17 protein-coding genes are annotated in these 16,424 nt (G+C 71.0%); 9 read left to right on the top strand and 8 right to left on the bottom strand.

The window, feature by feature from the left end:
* Positions 1 to 274 precede the first annotated feature (274 nt).
* The 4 genes from OVA28_RS01950 to OVA28_RS01935 form a co-directional block, all read right to left on the bottom strand.
* Complete coding sequence (locus OVA28_RS01950) at positions 275 to 1,222, bottom strand: NUDIX hydrolase (RefSeq protein ID WP_268095573.1); 948 nt, start codon at positions 1,220 to 1,222, stop codon at positions 275 to 277.
* Positions 1,219 to 3,384, bottom strand: a complete 2,166-nt coding sequence (locus tag OVA28_RS01945; RefSeq protein WP_268095572.1) for an RNA degradosome polyphosphate kinase — start codon at positions 3,382 to 3,384, stop codon at positions 1,219 to 1,221. The genes OVA28_RS01950 and OVA28_RS01945 overlap by 4 nt, the downstream gene beginning before the upstream one ends.
* Before the next feature lie 90 nt (positions 3,385 to 3,474).
* Entirely contained in the window at positions 3,475 to 4,314 is an 840-nt protein-coding gene (gene mshD / locus OVA28_RS01940; RefSeq protein WP_268095571.1) for a mycothiol synthase, read from the bottom strand.
* A 2-nt stretch (positions 4,315 to 4,316) separates the two neighbouring features.
* On the bottom strand, positions 4,317 to 5,000 hold the full coding sequence (locus OVA28_RS01935) for a response regulator transcription factor (RefSeq protein WP_194661497.1): 684 nt from the start codon (positions 4,998 to 5,000) through the stop codon (positions 4,317 to 4,319).
* Between the two features lie 85 nt (positions 5,001 to 5,085).
* Between OVA28_RS01935 and OVA28_RS01930 the strand changes: the two genes are divergently transcribed.
* From OVA28_RS01930 to ygfZ, 3 genes are all read left to right on the top strand, one after another.
* Positions 5,086 to 5,367, top strand: coding sequence for a hypothetical protein (locus tag OVA28_RS01930; protein ID WP_194661496.1), 282 nt, complete (start codon positions 5,086 to 5,088; stop codon positions 5,365 to 5,367).
* 136 nt (positions 5,368 to 5,503) lie between these two features.
* Positions 5,504 to 6,124 carry an FABP family protein gene (locus OVA28_RS01925; RefSeq protein WP_194661495.1) on the top strand — a complete coding sequence of 207 codons (621 nt, stop codon included), beginning with the start codon at positions 5,504 to 5,506 and terminating at the stop codon, positions 6,122 to 6,124.
* The gene (gene ygfZ, locus OVA28_RS01920; protein WP_268095570.1) at positions 6,124 to 7,191 is read left to right on the top strand and encodes a CAF17-like 4Fe-4S cluster assembly/insertion protein YgfZ; all 1,068 of its coding nucleotides are present in this window, start codon (positions 6,124 to 6,126) and stop codon (positions 7,189 to 7,191) included. The genes OVA28_RS01925 and ygfZ overlap by 1 nt, the downstream gene beginning before the upstream one ends.
* Before the next feature lie 114 nt (positions 7,192 to 7,305).
* Here the strand turns inward: ygfZ and OVA28_RS01915 are convergent, their stop codons facing one another.
* A complete protein-coding gene (locus tag OVA28_RS01915) occupies positions 7,306 to 8,079 on the bottom strand; it encodes a class I SAM-dependent methyltransferase (protein ID WP_268095569.1) in 774 nt (257 codons plus the stop codon).
* Between the two features lie 43 nt (positions 8,080 to 8,122).
* Here OVA28_RS01915 and OVA28_RS01910 point away from each other — a divergent pair, with 43 nt between their 5' ends.
* On the top strand, positions 8,123 to 8,869 hold the full coding sequence (locus OVA28_RS01910; protein ID WP_194661492.1) for a phosphoglyceromutase: 747 nt from the start codon (positions 8,123 to 8,125) through the stop codon (positions 8,867 to 8,869).
* Between the two features lie 68 nt (positions 8,870 to 8,937).
* On the opposite strand, the gene OVA28_RS01905 is transcribed toward OVA28_RS01910, so the two are convergent.
* Positions 8,938 to 9,477 carry an AAA family ATPase gene (locus OVA28_RS01905; RefSeq protein WP_268095568.1) on the bottom strand — a complete coding sequence of 180 codons (540 nt, stop codon included), beginning with the start codon at positions 9,475 to 9,477 and terminating at the stop codon, positions 8,938 to 8,940.
* Between the two features lie 83 nt (positions 9,478 to 9,560).
* A complete protein-coding gene (gene phoU / locus OVA28_RS01900; RefSeq protein WP_194661490.1) occupies positions 9,561 to 10,226 on the bottom strand; it encodes a phosphate signaling complex protein PhoU in 666 nt (221 codons plus the stop codon).
* Positions 10,227 to 10,383: 157 nt separating this feature from the next.
* Here phoU and OVA28_RS01895 point away from each other — a divergent pair, with 157 nt between their 5' ends.
* The gene (locus OVA28_RS01895) at positions 10,384 to 11,550 is read left to right on the top strand and encodes a sensor histidine kinase (RefSeq protein ID WP_194661489.1); all 1,167 of its coding nucleotides are present in this window, start codon (positions 10,384 to 10,386) and stop codon (positions 11,548 to 11,550) included.
* Positions 11,547 to 12,227, top strand: coding sequence for a response regulator transcription factor (locus OVA28_RS01890; protein ID WP_071273435.1), 681 nt, complete (start codon positions 11,547 to 11,549; stop codon positions 12,225 to 12,227). The genes OVA28_RS01895 and OVA28_RS01890 overlap by 4 nt, the downstream gene beginning before the upstream one ends.
* Positions 12,228 to 12,324: 97 nt before the next feature.
* Here OVA28_RS01890 and OVA28_RS01885 read toward each other — a convergent pair whose 3' ends face one another.
* The gene (locus OVA28_RS01885; protein WP_268095566.1) at positions 12,325 to 12,978 is read right to left on the bottom strand and encodes a hypothetical protein; all 654 of its coding nucleotides are present in this window, start codon (positions 12,976 to 12,978) and stop codon (positions 12,325 to 12,327) included.
* A 163-nt stretch (positions 12,979 to 13,141) separates the two neighbouring features.
* Here OVA28_RS01885 and OVA28_RS01880 point away from each other — a divergent pair, with 163 nt between their 5' ends.
* Genes OVA28_RS01880 through cysS form a run of 3 tightly spaced genes read left to right on the top strand, consistent with a single transcriptional unit; the run spans position 13,142 to position 16,373 of the window.
* Positions 13,142 to 13,624 carry a CarD family transcriptional regulator gene (locus tag OVA28_RS01880; RefSeq protein ID WP_017888066.1) on the top strand — a complete coding sequence of 161 codons (483 nt, stop codon included), beginning with the start codon at positions 13,142 to 13,144 and terminating at the stop codon, positions 13,622 to 13,624.
* 23 nt (positions 13,625 to 13,647) lie between these two features.
* Complete coding sequence (ispD, locus tag OVA28_RS01875; protein WP_268095563.1) at positions 13,648 to 14,931, top strand: 2-C-methyl-D-erythritol 4-phosphate cytidylyltransferase; 1,284 nt, start codon at positions 13,648 to 13,650, stop codon at positions 14,929 to 14,931.
* A gap of 32 nt (positions 14,932 to 14,963) precedes the next feature.
* Entirely contained in the window at positions 14,964 to 16,373 is a 1,410-nt protein-coding gene (gene cysS, locus OVA28_RS01870) for a cysteine--tRNA ligase (protein WP_268095562.1), read from the top strand.
* The last annotated feature ends 51 nt before the right edge of the window (positions 16,374 to 16,424 follow it).

Below are 16,424 nucleotides of genomic sequence, written 5' to 3'. Positions count from 1 at the left end.
GGATGACGCCCGCCGGTGAACGGGAGGTGAACGAGGGGGTGACGCGGCGCGGAACGCGGGCACGGGGGCGGTTCCGGGGGCAGGATCGGGAACAGCGTGCCCGGCGGCGGACGGGAGGCTCGCCCCGGCTCGGGCGCGCGGCGACACCGGGCAACGGGGTCGGTTCCGGGGCCGGGTCCGGGTCCGGGACCGGTTTCGTGTCTGGGTCTGGGTCTGGGTCTGGGCCCTGGTCGTGACGCGGGCGCTGCAGCGCAGGTGCGCCCGGGGCGTCGCGCTACGCCGTGACGGTGTTGCGGTGCGTCTCGACGGCGACGAGCGTGTCGTCGGCGATGTGCAGCACGGCGAAGTCGCCGACCGACAGCATCGCCGCACGGCGCAGGTCGAAGCGGTCGGTGTCGTCGGTGGTGTCCGTGGCGATCCGCGCGACGATGTCGGGCAGCACCGGGCCGTGCGAGCAGAACACGGCGGACTTGCCCTTCGCGAGGCGCTTGCGCACGACGCCCTTGACGTCGGCGGAGCCCTGCTCGTGGGCGTCCTGGCTGATGTCGGGCGTGCTGGAGACGCCGAGCTTGACCCGGTCGGAGAGGGGCTCGACGGTCGCCAGACACCGTGCGGCCGTGCTGCTGATGATCTTCTTCGGGCCGAACGCGGCGATCGGTGCCGCAGCGGCCTTCGCCTGCGCACGGCCGACGGCCAGGAGCGGCCGGGTGGCGTCGGGGCCGTGCCAGTCGGAGCCCGGCGTGGTCTTGGCGTGCCGCAGGGCGATGAGCGCGAAGGTGCGGTGCTGGCCGGTGTCGGCGCGCTCGGCGAAGCGCTCGAGGATCTCGACGTCGCGGGCGTAGGTGAGCCGGGCGCGGGCGTCGTCGATCGTCACCCACTCGATCGCGGCGACCTCGTGGTTCGGACGGAACGTGCCGGCGCGCTCGAGTTCCTTCGAGGACACCCGGGCCGCCCAGTACTGCACGACCTTGTCGCGGCCGTTCGGCAGGACGTACTCCGCGGTGCCGAGCGGGGCGCCGAGGTGGACGCGGTGGCCGGTCTCCTCGAGGACTTCGCGGACGGCGGCCGTGGGGACCGCTTCGCCCGGGTCGACCTTGCCCTTGGGGAAGGAGACGTCCTTGTGGTGCTCACGGTGGACCAGGAGCACGAGCGGCTCCCCGTCCTGCTCGCGCCACACCACTGCCCCCGCCGCGAGGACGGGGCCTGCGGAGGTGCCGCTCACCGCGTGGAGCGCTTCCGCGCCGAGATCTTCCGCATGATCACATTCTGCACGTCGTCGAACGGGCGGCCGTCCTGGTCCGTGGAGTGGCGGGTCCACTCGCCGTCGGACTCGAGGTGCCACGAGCTGGTGGTCTCGGCCATCGCCAGGTCGAAGACCTCGGTGACCTCGTTCACGTGGGCCGGGTCGGACAGGCGCACCAGGGCCTCGACGCGGCGGTCGAGGTTGCGGTGCATCATGTCGGCGCTGCCGATGAACACGAACGGGTCGCCGTCGTTGTGGAAGGCGAACGCGCGGGAGTGCTCGAGGTACCGCCCGACGACGCTGCGCACGCGGATGGTCTCGCTGACGCCCTCGAGCCCGGGCTTGAGCGAGCAGATGCCGCGCACCAGGACGTCGATCGGCACCCCGGCCTGGCTGGCCAGGTAGAGGGCGTCGATGATCTGCTCGTCGACCATCGAGTTGACCTTGATCCGGATGCCGGAGGGCAGTCCGGCGCGGGCGTTGTCGGCCTCGACCTGGATGCGCTTGAGCAGGCCCTTCCGCAGGTGCAGCGGAGCGACCAGGAGCCGCTTGAACTTCTTCTCGATCGCGTACCCGGAGAGCTCGTTGAACAGGCGGGTGAGGTCCTTGCCCACGACGTCGTCCGCCGTGAACAGCCCCATGTCCTCGTAGATGCGCGAGGTCTTCGGGTTGTAGTTGCCGGTGCCGATGTGGCTGTAGTGCTTGAGCGTGCCGCCCTCTTGTCGGATGACGAGCACGAGCTTGGAGTGCGTCTTCAGCCCGACCAGGCCGTAGACCACGTGCACGCCGGCCTTCTCGAGCTTGCGCGCCCAGGTGATGTTGTTCTGCTCGTCGAAGCGCGCCTTGATCTCGACCAGTGCCAGCACCTGCTTGCCCGCGGCGGCGGCGTCGATGAGGGCTTCCACGATGGGGGAGTCGCCCGACGTGCGGTACAGCGTCTGCTTGATCGCGAGCACGTTCGGGTCGGCGGCCGCCTGCTCGAGGAAGGCCTGCACGCTCGTGGCGAAGGACTCGTACGGGTGGTGCACGAGGACGTCCCTGGCCGCGATGGCACGGAACAGGTCGGGCTTGGTGTTCGGTTCGCCCGGCTGGAACTGCACGGGGGTGGTCGGCACGTGCTTCGGGTAGTGCAGGTCGGGCCGGTTGATCTTCGAGATCTCGAACAGGCAGCCGAGGTCCAGCGGGGACGGCAGCCGGTAGACCTCTTGTTCCGTGATGTCGAGCTCCCGGACGAGCAGGTCGAGCGTCACCGGGTCCATGTCCTCGGTGATCTCGAGGCGGATGGGCGGACCGAAGCGTCGACGCAGCAGCTCGCGCTCGAGGGCCTGGATGAGGTTCTCGGCCTCGTCCTCCTCGATCTCGACGTCCTCGTTCCTGGTGACGCGGAACACGTGGTGTTCGAGGACCTCCATCCCCGGGAACAGGTCGCCGAGGTGGTTCGCGATGAGGTCCTCGAGCGGGATGAAGCGCATGCGCCCGGAGTTGTCGTCCGGCAGCTTGATCAGTCGCGAGAAGTTCTGCGGGACCTTGAGCCGCGCGAACTCCTGCCGCTGCGACTTCGGGTTGCGCACGCGCACCGCGAGGTTCAGCGACAGGCCGGAGATGTACGGGAACGGGTGTGCCGGGTCCACCGCGAGGGGCATCAGGACGGGGAAGATCTGCTCGGCGAAGTACTCGCGCATCCGGGCGCGGTCGTCCTCCCCCAGGTCGGACCAGTGCTCGATGTGCAGGCCGGCGGCGTCGAGGTCGGGCTTCAGCGAGCCGATGAAGGCCTGCGCGTGGCGGTCCTGCAGCTCGTGGGCCTTCTTGGCGATGTCCCGGAGGACGTCGCTCGGTGCGCGGCCGACGTTCGTCGGCACGGCGATGCCGGTGTCGATCCGGCGCTTGAGACCGGCGACGCGGACCATGAAGAACTCGTCGAGGTTCGACGCGAAGATCGCCAGGAAGTTGGCGCGCTCGAGCAGCGGGACCGTGCGGTCCTCACCCAGTTCGAGGACCCGCTGGTTGAACCGGAGCCAGCTGATCTCGCGGTCGAAGTAGCGGTCCGACGGCAGGGACTCGTGCTCGACCTCGACGACCTCGTCGAAGTCGTCGAGGTCGTTCGAGACGGAGTCGCCGTCGAGCTGCGGTTCGGTGTCCATGCCCACATCCTGCCACCCGCGTGCTGCGGTCGGAGGGCCGGAGGGTGTGCCTGTGGGAACGTGCGGTGAACGAGGCTGCTGTGGAGGAGATCAGGCCGGCGCGGCGTACTGCACGTCGATCGCGTGCTGCGTGAACCCGGACCGCCGGTACAGCGCCAGCGCGGGCTCGTTGTCGCCCTCGACGTAGAGCGCCTGGGCGGCGAGTCCCCGTCCGACCAACCGGGCGGTCCCGGCGCGCATGAGCACGCCACCGAGGCCCTGTCCCTGCAGGTCCGGGCGCACGGCGACGGCGTAGAACTCGCCGATGCCGTCCTCGACCTTGAGCCAGCACGACCCCGCGAGCGCGCCGGAGGCATCCCGCAGCAGCACCAGGTCAGCGGCGTCGAACCACGGCTCGGCCTCACGCGCGAGCAGGTCGTCCATCGTCATCGACCCCTGCTCCGGGTGGGACGCGAAGGCCGCGGCGTTCAGCGCGAGCCAGTCCGCCTCGTCGGTGCCGGGCCGGAAGGCGGCCAGGGTGGACCCGGTCGGGAGGCCGAGTTCTGCCCCGGTGGTCGGCACCGGCGCGCGGAGCTGCAGCAGGGTCCTCGTGGGGGCCCAGCCGTACCGGGTGGCGATGGCCCGCGCCGCCGGGCTGTCGCCGTGCGCCCAGGCCAGCCGCGGTGCGGCCCCGCCGCCCAGCGCGAGCGCCCGCTCGACGAGACGAGTCCCGGTGCCGTGGCCACGGGCCTCCCGGCGGACGACGAGTTCGAGCTCGCCGTCGCGCACCACCGCGACCCCGTCGAGTCCGGCTGCGACCCCGTCGGGTCCGGCTGGGACCCCGTCGGGCTCCTCGAGCACGACGGCACGGCCGGCGCGTACGTCGACCAAGGTCTGGTCGGAGAAGGGCGGCGGCTCGCCGGGGACGACGAAGGCGCCGAGGTCGGGCACGACTACTGCCCCATCAGGCGGTCGGCTTCGTCCTCGTACACGTTGAAGCGGTACCCGACGTTGCGGACGGTGCCGATGAGCGACTCGAGGTCACCGAGCTTGGCGCGCAGGCGACGGACGTGCACGTCGACCGTGCGGGTGCCGCCGAAGTAGTCGTAGCCCCAGACCTCGCTGAGGAGCTGTTCGCGCGTGAACACCCGCGACGGGTGCGTGGCGAAGAACCGCAGGAGCTCGAACTCCTTGAAGGTCAGGTCGAGCGGCTTGCCGCGGACCTTCGCCGAGTAGCTGGCCTCGTCGATGACGACCCCGGAGGCCTGGATCTTCGAGCCCGTCTGGTTCTTGGCGGCCCGGCCGGAGCTCAGGCGGATGCGGGCGTCGACCTCGGCGGGGCCGGCGGTCTCGAGCACGACGTCGTCGACGTTCCACTCGCTCGTGACCGCGGTCAGGCCGCCCTCGGTCACGACGAGCACGATGGGCGTCGTCGAGCCGGACGTGGCGAGGATCTTGCACAGGGCCTTCGCACTGACCAGGTCGGTGCGGGCGTCCACGAACATCAGGTCGCTCTGCGGGGCGTTGACCAGGTGCGAGGCCTCCGCCGGCACGTGGCGGATCCGGTGGCTCAGGAGGCCGAGGGCCGGCAGGACGTCGCCGGGCGCAGCCGAAGTGAGTACCAGGAGCTGTGCCACAGGACCTCCAGAGCGGGAAGACGTCGTGGAGACATCCTAGTGATGCTCGACACGCCGCCCTGACCGCGCCTGTCATGATGGGGACGTGACCGAGCCCGTCCCGCCCGCCGACCAGCGCCGCCTGCAGCTGACGTCGGTGCTGCCCGTGTGGCTGCTGACGATCGTCGGCGCCGTGCTCGTCCTGACGCTGAGCGAGCGGGACTCCTTCGCGTGGCTGCTGCTCGTGTTCGTGGCGTCGGTGATGGTCAGCTTCGTGCTGCAGCTCATCACCGCGACCAAGGACGGCCTGGTCGAGCGGATCAGCATCGCGTCCTCGGGTTCGTTCGTCGTCGTGCTCGTGACCGCCGTGGTGCTCCTGGCACGTTGAGCCTGGCCGCGTAGACTCCTGGCATGGATTCGCTGCTTGCGCTCGAGCTCTTCTACGTGGGCCTCCTCGGCCTGGCGTCGCTCGCGATCGCGTTCATCTCGGTGACCGTCGTCGTGAAGCTGTTCAAGGGTCAGCGTTGATCGAACTGCCGGAGGGCCTGGCCGCTGAACTCGTCCCGCTCTCCTGGCTCGTCGGCGTCTGGGAGGGCACCGGCGTGGTCGAGTACCCGATCGGCGAACCGTCCGGCGACGACGAGGAACCCGAGGTCCGCTCGTACGAGTTCGGCCAGCGCGTGAGCTTCAGCCACGACGGCCTGCCGTACCTCAACTACACGTCCACCACGTGGCTCCTCGACGAGCAGCACACGCCGCTGGCCGCCGAGATGGGCTACTGGCGCCTGGACCGGCCGTCCGAGCCGGGTGACCGCGGCCCGGCGATGCTCATGGGCGAGGGGAACGCGCCGTTCACGACCACGCAGAGCGTCGAGGCGCTCCGCAACGCGAACGACGGCTTCGACGTCGAGGCCATGATCATCCACCCCACCGGCGTCAACGAGCTCTACGTCGGGCAGGTCCGCAAGGGCCGCATCGACCTCGCCACCGACGCCGTGATGCGCTCGGCCAACGCCAAGGAGTACTCCGCGGCCACCCGCCTGTACGGGCTGGTCGAGGGCAAGCTCTTCTGGGCGTGGGACATCGCCGCGCTCGGCCAGGGACTCACCTCGCACGCCTCGGGGCAGCTCGCGAAGGTCGACTGATGGCCGTCTTCGCCGCGCGTGACGGCTTCGTCGCGTCCGCGGAGGGCCCGGCCGCCCACTTCGGCAACCCCCTGGGCGAGCAGCGGTTGCTGGAGCGTGGCACCGCGGTCGTCGAGCTCGGCCTCGGTGTCGTCACCGTCACCGGTCCCGACCGCCTGTCCTGGCTCAACTCGATCACGTCGCAGCTGCTCCTCGGCCTGGCGCCGGGTGTCAGCACCGAGACGCTCGTGCTGGACGCCTCGGGTCGGGTCGAGCACGCCGCCCGCGTCGTGGACGACGGCGAGACCACCTGGCTCCTCACCGAGCCCCTCGACGCCGCCCCGCTCGCTGCGTGGCTGACGTCGATGCGGTTCATGCTCCGGATCGAGGTCGCCGACCGCAGCGCCGAGTTCGTCACCGTCGGGTCCTTCACCGACACGGGCGCGGTCACCGACGCAGTCGTCGAGTGGGTCGACCCGTGGAGCGTCGTCGCGCCCGGCGGATGGGGCTACGCCAGCCTGGAGGCCCACCCCGGCTCCGACTGGACGCTGCGGATCGCGGTGCTCACCTCGGACGCCGCTGCCGCCCTGGCCGCGTCCGACCGGCCCGCCGCGGGGCTCCTCGCGGTGGAGGCCCTGCGCATCGCCGCCTGGCGCCCCTCGCTCCGCGACGTCGACGAGCGGACGATCCCGCACGAGCTCGACTGGCTCCGCTCCGCCGTGCACCTGAGCAAGGGCTGCTACCGCGGGCAGGAGACCGTCGCCAAGGTCCACAACCTCGGGCACCCGCCGCGTCGGGTCGTGATGCTGCACCTCGACGGCTCGGACGCCGTGCTGCCCGCTCCCGGCACCCCGGTCACGCTCGACGGCACCGAGGTCGGTCGGCTCGCCGCGTCGGCCGTGCACCACGAGCTCGGCCCCGTCGGGCTCGCCATCGTCAAGCGCTCGCTCGACCCGGCCGCCGTCCTCACCCTCATCGCGGACGACGTCGTCGTGACGGCAGCGCAGGAGACCATCGTCCCGCCGGGCGCGGGTGCGACGGCGAACGTGCCGCGGCTGCCCCGGCTCGGCGCAGTCAAGCGCTCCTAGCCCCCGCCGCCGCCCCCGAAACACCGGTGTTCAGCAGTGGCGCCGCGGACGTCCGCGGCGCGGCGCACGAACACCGGTGTCCTGCGGGCCCCGTCGGGCCCGTCGGGCCTGCCCTCAGGCGGGCGCGACCGCTGACCACGGCACGCTGAGCTCCCCGAGCCGCCACCGCGTCGTGCCGTGCAGCACCGGCCACCCGCGGTCCCGCATGCCGGCGACCGCGGCGAGCCAGCGCTGCCTGGGCCCATACGTGCCGAGCGGTGCGGCGACCGCCCACGCCAGGTCCAGGTCGCGCAGGAACGCGTGCACGCGCTCCCCGGGGACGTTGCGGTGGATGAGGGCCTTCGGCAGGCGTTCCGCGACGATGCTCGGCACGTCGAGGCCGGCCAGCCGCAGGGACACCGTGAAGGTCCGCGGCTCGTGCTCGTCGAGCGTCACCCAGGACGCCACCCGGCCGACCTCGTTGCAGGTGCCCTCCACGAGCGCCCCGCCCGGCTGCAGACGGTCCTGCATGACCCGCCACGAGGCCACGACCTCGGACTCGTCGTACTGCCGCAGCACGTTGAACGCCCGGATCACCGCGGGCCGCCGACCGTCGGGCGTCGGGGTCTCGAAGCCACCGAGCCGGAACGTCACGCCGTCGCGGGTGCCCGCGTTCGCCAGGGCCACGCGGGACGGCTCGATCTCGATGCCGGTGACCTCGACGTCCGGCCGGACGGACACCAGACGGTCGCGGAGCTCCAGGGTGGTCGTCGGGCTCGCGCCGTAGCCGACGTCCGCGACCAGGGGGTCGCTGCTCCGCCGGAGCGCCGGGAGCGTCGCGATCCACCGGTCGACGCGACGGAGCCGGTTGTACCCGGTCGTGCCGCGCGTGACGTTCCCGATGGGCATGCGACCAGGGTACGGGGACGGCGACGCTCGGTAGGATCGGAGCATGACCTCCACGCTCGTCCTGCTCCGTCACGGCAACAGTGACTGGAACCAGAAGAACCTGTTCACCGGTTGGGTCGACGTCCGGCTCTCCGAGCTGGGCGAGAAGGAGGCGAAGCGCGCCGGCGAGCTCATCGCCGAGTCCGGCATCGTCCCCGACGTCCTCTACACCTCGCTCCTCACCCGGGCGATCCAGACCGCGGACATCGCCCTGCTCGAGGCCGACCTCGCCTGGCTCCCCGTGAAGCGCGACTGGCGTCTCAACGAGCGCCACTACGGCGACCTGCAGGGCAAGGACAAGGCCCAGACGCTCGAGGAGTACGGCGAGGTCAAGTTCATGGAGTGGCGCCGCTCGTTCGACGTCCCGCCGCCCCCCATCGCCGACGACGCCGAGTGGTCCCAGCACGGTGACCGCCGCTACGCCGACCTCGGCGCGGACCTGCCCCGCACCGAGTCGCTGAAGCTCGTGATCGACCGCCTGCTGCCGTACTGGGAGTCGGACATCACGAAGGACCTCGCCGCGGGCAAGACCGTCCTGGTGACCGCGCACGGCAACTCGCTGCGGGCGCTCGTGAAGCACCTCGACGGCATCTCCGACGACGACATCGCCGGGCTGAACATCCCGACGGGCATCCCGCTCGTGTACGAGCTCGACGACGAGCACCGTCCGACCGGGCCCTCGCGCTACCTCGACCCCGAGGCCGCCGCTGCCGGTGCCGCCGCGGTCGCTGCCCAGGGCGCGAAGAAGTAGGCACACGCCGACACGACGACGAACGCCCCGCCTGGGTCAGGCGGGGCGTTCGTTCGTCCAGTGGTGCGTCAGCCGAAGTGCGCGGCGATCTCCTGCACGAGCTGGCCGACGTCGTACGGCTTCGTGGTGTCGACCGTGACGACGGGGAGCAGCCCGGTCGGACCGGCGTCGGCGCCGTGCTCGTCCCAGAACGCCAGGACGTCCGCCAGGTCGCCGTGCACCTCGTGCCGCATCGGCGAACCGGGTTCGTACCGGTCCGCCAGCCGCTCCCTGGCGGTCTCCGCGTCGACGTGGCACCAGACCTCGACGGCGCGCGGCGACCCTGCGGAGGCGAGCCCGGCCTCCAGGAAGGCGCGGTCACGCGACCGCAGCCAGACGGCGTCGACGACGACCCCGTTCTCGACCGCCCCGGCCATCGCCCAGACGGTGTCCATCGCGATGCCGCCGAGCGGGCGCGACGCGATCATCGGGCCGACGATGTCCGCCAGCGGTTCCTTGACCCGGTCCTTCGACAGGAACGGGCACCCGAGGACCTCGGCGAGTGCCGTGCCGATGGTGCTCTTGCCCGAGGCGGGCATGCCGTTGACGATGATCGCGACCTGGGCCATGTCGTCGATCCTCCCAGACGGGCACGACTCCGTCGGACGCAGGAACGGCCGACCCCGCGGGGCCGGCCGTTCCTCGAGGTGCCTCAGACGGTGGTGCTGGAGCTCGCGCCGGCCCAGTCGCCCGTCGCCAGGTACTGCACCTTCTTCGCGATCGAGACGGCGTGGTCGGCGAAGCGCTCGTGGTAGCGGGACGCGAGGGTGGCGTCGACGGTGTCGACCGGGCCGCCCTTCCAGGCCTCGCCGAGCACGAAGTCGAAGACGCTGGCGTGCAGCTCGTCGACGGCGTCGTCCTCGTCGCGGATCTCCTCGGCGAGCTGGATGTCCTCGGTCGCGAGCAGGCGCGTCAGCTTCTGCGCCATCGCGACGTCGTGCTGGCCCATCTTCTTGAAGGTGCCGCGCAGGCCCTTCGGGACGACCTTCTCGGGGAAGCGCTGGCGGGCGAGCTGGGCGATGTGCTCGGCCATGTCGCCCATGCGCTCGAGCGACGAGCTGACCCGGAGGGCGGTCACCACGACGCGGAGGTCGCGGGCGACGGGAGCCTGGCGCGCCAGGATGTCGATGGCGACCTCGTCGAGGTTCTGTGCTGCCTCGTCGATCTTCGCGTCGTCGGCGATCACCTCTTCGGCGAGGGCGACGTCCGACTCGGTGAACGCCTCCGTGGCTCGGGTGATGGCGGACTCGACGAGCCCCGCGATCTCGGTCAGACGCTCTTGGACGTCCTGGAGCTCCTGCTGGAACACTTCGCGCATGGGGGAAGACCTCTCTGATGCGTACCGGTGGAGTGTCGTCAGCCCAGGTGAACGAACGGTGACCTGGGACTGAACGCTTCGCGATCCTGCGCGTGAAGGCCAGCGAACGGCGGTGAACGGTGTCGGAACCGCGCATGACCACTCCTACACTGACGGCATGGACAACGCGTGGCTCGTGCCACTGTCGATGCTCCTCGGCGGGGTGTTCGGCGCGGGAGTCGTCGGACTGATCATCACCGCCGAGCGCACGGCACGGGCAGCCGACGTCGCCGAGCGCACCCTGCCGGACGGCGTCGCGGCGGTCATCGCCACCATGCACAACCCGGCCGTGGTGGTCGACCCGTCGAACACGGTGGTCGCCGCCTCACCGCAGGCACTCACCGTCGGTCTGGTCGTCCGCCGACGACTCGTGCACCGGGAACTCCTCGACCTGGTCGACCGCGTCCGTGCGAGCGGCGAGATGGGCTCGGAGGACATGGAGCTCCCGCGCGGCCGTCGTGGCGAACTGGTCGGCTACCTCAGCTTCCGGGCCGCCCAGCTCGGGAACCGCTACGTGCTCGTGACCGCGGACGACCTCACCGAGTCCCGGCGCATCGACGAGGTCCGTCGTGACTTCGTCGCGAACATCTCGCACGAGCTGAAGACCCCGATCGGCGCGATCGGCCTGCTCTCGGAGACGCTCCTCGCCGCCTCCGACGACCCGGTGCACGTGCGGAAGTTCGCGGGACAGCTCCTCACCGAGGCCGAGCGGCTCGGTGCCCTGACGAAGGACATCATCGAGCTGTCCCGACTGCAGTCCGTGGACACGCTCGAGGCCAGCGAGGAGACCTCCATCGACAAGGTCGTGCAGGCGGCGATCGACGGCAACGAGGTCGTCGCACGGGCCAGGGGCATCGAGCTGGTCCGCGCGAAGAAGTCGAAGCTCCGGGTGATGGGCAGCCCGGCGCTCCTGCAGGTGGCGGTGTCGAACCTCATCGCCAACGCCGTCAAGTACTCCCCGGACAACACCCGCGTGGGCGTCGGTGTCCGGAGCAGCAAGGGGTTCGTCGAGATAGCGGTGACCGACCAGGGCGTCGGCATCCCCGAGGCGGACCTCGACCGGGTGTTCGAACGCTTCTACCGCGTCGACCCCGCACGATCGCGCGCCACGGGAGGCACCGGCCTCGGGCTCGCGATCGTCAAGCACGTCATCGGCAACCACGGTGGTGACGTGCGCGTGTGGTCGCAGCCCGGCAAGGGCTCGACCTTCACGATCCGCCTGCCCGAGGCGGACACCGAACTGACCTCAGCACTCGAAGAGCAACTGGAAGAGCAGCCATCGTGACCAAGATCCTCATCGTCGACGACGAGCCGGCCCTGAGCGAACCCCTGGAGTTCCTGCTCCAGCGCGAGGGGTACGAGACCGCCGTCGCCGCGGACGGCGTGACCGCGCTGTCGAAGTTCGACGCGGAGAACCCCGACCTCGTGCTCCTGGACCTCATGCTGCCGGGCCTGTCCGGCACCGAGGTCTGCCGGCAGATCCGCACCAGGTCGAACGCGCCCATCATCATGCTCACCGCGAAGGACTCGGAGGTGGACATCGTCGTCGGGCTGGAGCTCGGCGCCGACGACTACGTCACGAAGCCGTACTCGACGCGGGAGCTCCTCGCGCGGATGCGGGCGGTCCTCCGTCGTCGCACCGAGGACGACCCGGCGGAGAGCGGCATCCTGCAGGTCGGTGGCATCCGGATGGACGTCGAACGCCACACGGTGTCGGTCGACGGCTCCGAGACCCCGATGCCCCTCAAGGAGTTCGAGCTCCTCGAGCTGCTGCTCCGCAACGCCGGCCGCGTGCTGACCCGCGGGCAGCTCATCGACCGCGTGTGGGGCTCCGACTACTTCGGCGACACGAAGACCCTCGACGTGCACATCAAGCGCATCCGCTCGAAGATCGAGCGGGTGCCGTCGGCCCCCGAGGTCCTGGTGACCGTCCGCGGTCTCGGGTACCGGATCGAGGCCTGAGAGCAACGCGACGGAGGCCCGGTGCCGGTCCCAGGGACCGGCACCGGGCCTCCAGTGCGTTGCGGTGCGAGCGCGGCGTGAGCCGGACCCGTCAGCGTCAGTTGGTGCCGTTGTCGCCCTTGGACGAGTCGGTCTGCGAGTCGGTCGGCTGCGTGCCGGGGACGGCGGCTTCACCGTCGGAGGTGGCGCCGCTGTCGGACGGGGACGTCGACGTGGCCGACGGGGTCGAGCTGGGGCTGGGGCTCGGCGCGAGGGTCTGGTACTCCTCCTGCGCACTGGTGAGCACGGGGACGCTCGCCGAGACGCCCTCGGTGCCGGGGGAGGAGAAGTAGACCTTCACGAGCGAGCCGGGCGTCGCCTTCGCGTCGGAGAACACGACTTCCCTGGAGTCGACGACCTGCGTGCCCTGGGTGTCCTCGCCCGTCTGGACGCTCGACTCGGACTCGTCCGTGCCGGTCGACGACTGGGCGAGGTCGACGCGGCTGTTGGCCGGGACCTCGACGGTCTGGGTGTCGCCAGCGAGCTCCATCGAGACGGTGATGTCGTCCGAGTCGCTGTTGTTGACGAGCGTGCCGACGAAGCGGGCGTCGTCACCGCTGTCCGAGATGAGCAGCGCGTTGCGGACATCGATCTTGCCGGCGGTGACGTTCACCCCGTCGGTGATCTGCTTGATCGTCTTGGTGTCCTGCGGCGTGAAGAACGCGCAGCCGGTGGCCCCGATCGCGATGGTTGCCGCAACGGCGACGGACACGAGTACCCGAGCTCGCAAGAGATTCCTCCGAAGATCACGATGCGTCGGCCGATCGGCCCGACGCCCGTCCATCCTACCGGGGACCCGCAGTGCTCGCCGTTCGGGGCCTCTTACCCGAGAACCCCTTGTGGTAAACTGTGCGTTGCGGAACGGAGCTTGATACATGCAATTCGAGGTCGGCGAGACCGTCGTCTATCCCCATCACGGGGCGGCAACCATCTCTGAAGTCAAGACGCGAGTCATCAAGGGCGAGGAAAAGGTCTACCTGAAACTGCGTGTCACGCAGGGTGACCTCACGATCGAGGTGCCGGCAGACAATGTCGACCTGGTCGGCGTCCGCGATGTGATCGGCAAGGAAGGCCTCGACAAGGTCTTCGAAGTGCTGCGTGCACCGTTCACGGAAGAGCCCACCAACTGGTCTCGCCGCTACAAGGCGAACCTCGAGAAGCTCGCTTCCGGTGACGTCATCAAGGTGTCGGAGGTCGTTCGCGACCTGTGGCGCCGCGACCAGGACCGCGGTCTCTCGGCGGGTGAGAAGCGGATGCTCGCCAAGGCCCGTCAGATCCTGATCTCCGAGCTCGCGCTCGCTGAGAAGACGGACGAGGACAAGGCATCGACCGTCCTCGACGAGGTCCTCGCGTCCTGACGACGCGGTGACCTGACGTCGCAGTGACACAGCACTCCACGACGACCGCCCGGACTGATCCAGTCCGGGCGGTCGTCGTCGTTGCGGCAGGGTCCGGCACACGACTCGGTCTCGGCACGGCGAAGGCGTTCGTGCCCGTCGCCGGACGGGTGATGCTGGCGCGGGCGCTCGCCCCGCTGTTCACGCTCGCCGAGCCCGTGTTCGTGGTGGTCGTCGCGCCCGCCGCCCTGCTCGAGCGGTGCCGCGAGGTCGTCCACGACGTCGCCGGGGTCGCCGCCGGGTACACGGCGGTCGTCACCGGCGGGGTCGACCGGCACGCGTCCGTGCAGGCCGGGCTCGCCGCGCTGCCGTCGTCGGTGCAGTCGGTGCTCGTGCACGACGCCGCCCGTTGCCTGACGCCCGCGTCGCAGTTCCAGGCCGTGTTCGACGCGGTGGCGCAGCACGGGTGCGGGATCATCCCGGCGCTGCCGGTCACGGACACCGTCAAGCGCGTGTCGGGCGACGTCGTGGTCGAGACCGTCGACCGCGCGTCGCTGGTCGGGGTGCAGACCCCGCAGGGCTTCCCCGTGTCCGAGCTGCGGGCGGCCTACGCGGCGTCGAGGCAGTCCGAGACCGACGACGCCGGGGTGTTCCAGGCCGCCGGCGGCACCGTGCGGTTCGTGCCCGGGGACGCGGACGCGTTCAAGATCACGACGGCGTGGGACCTGCGGCGGGCCGAGGCGGTCGTCGCCGCTGGTGCTGGTGCTGGTGCTGGTGCTGGTGCTGGTGCTGGTTCTGGTCCTGGTCCTGGTCCTGGTCCTGGTCCCGGTTCTGGTCCTGGTGCTTCGTCCGACGGGTCTGCGTTCCGGGTCGGGCTCGGCATGGACGTGCACGCGTTCGACGCCGCTGCGCCGTGCCGGGTCGGCCTGCTCGACTTCCCCGGTGAACCCGGCCTGGCCGGTCACAGCGACGGTGACGCGGTCGCGCACGCGGTGTGTGACGCGCTGCTGTCCGCCGGCGGGCTCGGTGACATCGGCAGCCGGTTCGGCACGTCCGACCCCGCCTACGCCGGCGCCACCGGGGACGTCTTCGTCCGTGGCGCGGTCGAGGCACTGGCGTCCGTGGGCCTGCGCCCCGAGCGCGTCACCGTGCAGGTCATCGGCAACCGCCCGCGGATCGGTGCCCGGCGCGACGAGATGCAGGACGCGCTGGCATCCGTCGTCGGTGCCCCCGTCGCGGTCTCCGGCACGACGACGGACGGCCTCGGGTTCACCGGTCGTGGCGAGGGGCTGGCCGCGATCGCGACGGCAGTCGTCCACCGGGCCTGAAACCCCAGCGCCCCGCCGATTAGGGTTGTGCCGTGACCGTTCGCCTCTACGACTCCCCTGCCGCAGACGTCGTCGACCTCGTCCCCCTGGTCGACGGACAGGTCAGCATGTACGTCTGCGGTCCGACGGTGCAGTCGTCGCCGCACGTCGGACACCTGCGTTCCGCCCTGGTGTACGACATCTGGCGTCGCTGGCTGACGCACCGTGGCTACCGCGTGACGCTCGTCCGCAACGTCACGGACATCGACGACAAGGTGCTCGACCTGGCCGCCGGCACCGACGAGCCCTGGTGGGCGCGGGCGTACCGCGTCGAGCTCGAGTTCAGCGCCGGGTACGCCGCGCTCGGCATCCTCCCGCCGACCTACGAACCCCGTGCCACCGCGAGCATCCCGGAGATGCAGGACATCATCGCGCGGCTCGTCGAACGGGGCCACGCCTACCCCGCGGCCGACGACTCCGGTGACGTCTACTTCGACACCGGCAGCTGGGCGTCGTACGGCGAGCTGACCCGGCAGCGCCGCGAGGACATGGTCGACGCCACCGACGCCGACCCCCGCGGCAAGCGCGACGCCCGCGACTTCGCCCTCTGGAAGGGTGCCAAGGCCGGCGAACCCGCCACCGCGTCGTGGGACTCCCCGTGGGGTGCCGGTCGCCCCGGGTGGCACATCGAGTGCTCCGCGATGTCCCGGCGCTACCTCGGCCCGGCGTTCGACATCCACGGCGGTGGCCTCGACCTGCGCTTCCCGCACCACGAGAACGAACTGGCGCAGTCAACGGCAGCCGGCGACCCGTTCGCGTCGTACTGGCTGCACAACGGCCTGGTGTCGGTCGGCGGGCAGAAGATGTCGAAGTCGCTCGGCAACTCCGTGTTCGCAGCCGACCTGCTCGCCTCCGCGCCCGCCGTCGTCGTGCGCTACGCCCTCGGTGCGGCCCACTACCGCTCGACGATCGACCACAGCGACGGCTCCCTGGCCGAGGCCGAGGCCGCGCTCGACCGCATCGCCGGGTTCCTCGACCGGGCAGCCACGCGACTCGAAGGCGTCTCGCTGCGGGACGCCCCCGGGGTGCCCGAGGCCTTCGCCGACGCGATGGACGACGACCTCGCGGTGCCCCAGGCCCTGGCCGTCCTGCACGAGACCGTCCGCGCCGGGAACGCCGCGCTCGACACGGACGATGCGGATGCGCTCGGGACCGCGTACCATCAGGTGGCTGCGATGGTGGAGGTGCTCGGCATCGACCCGCGAGCGTCTCACTGGTCCGGCGCCGGTCAGGACACCTCTGCCGCACCGCTCGCCGCCCTCGTCGAACGCCTCGTGCAGGAGCGTTCGGACGCCAGGGCCGCGCGGGACTTCGCCACAGCCGACCGCGTGCGCGACGACCTCGCCGCTGCGGGCATCACGATCGAGGACACCTCGTCCGGACCACGTTGGAGCATCGCCTAGCGACGCACCGCCGCCACGAGCGGCACCGAAGTCGCTCACGCGGCGCTGAAG

The organism is Curtobacterium sp. SL109 (genome assembly GCF_026672405.1).
Classification (GTDB): Bacteria; Actinomycetota; Actinomycetes; order Actinomycetales; family Microbacteriaceae; genus Curtobacterium.
The sequence above is the reverse complement of the archived record's forward strand: the minus strand, read 5'-3'. Positions and strand labels throughout refer to the sequence as shown.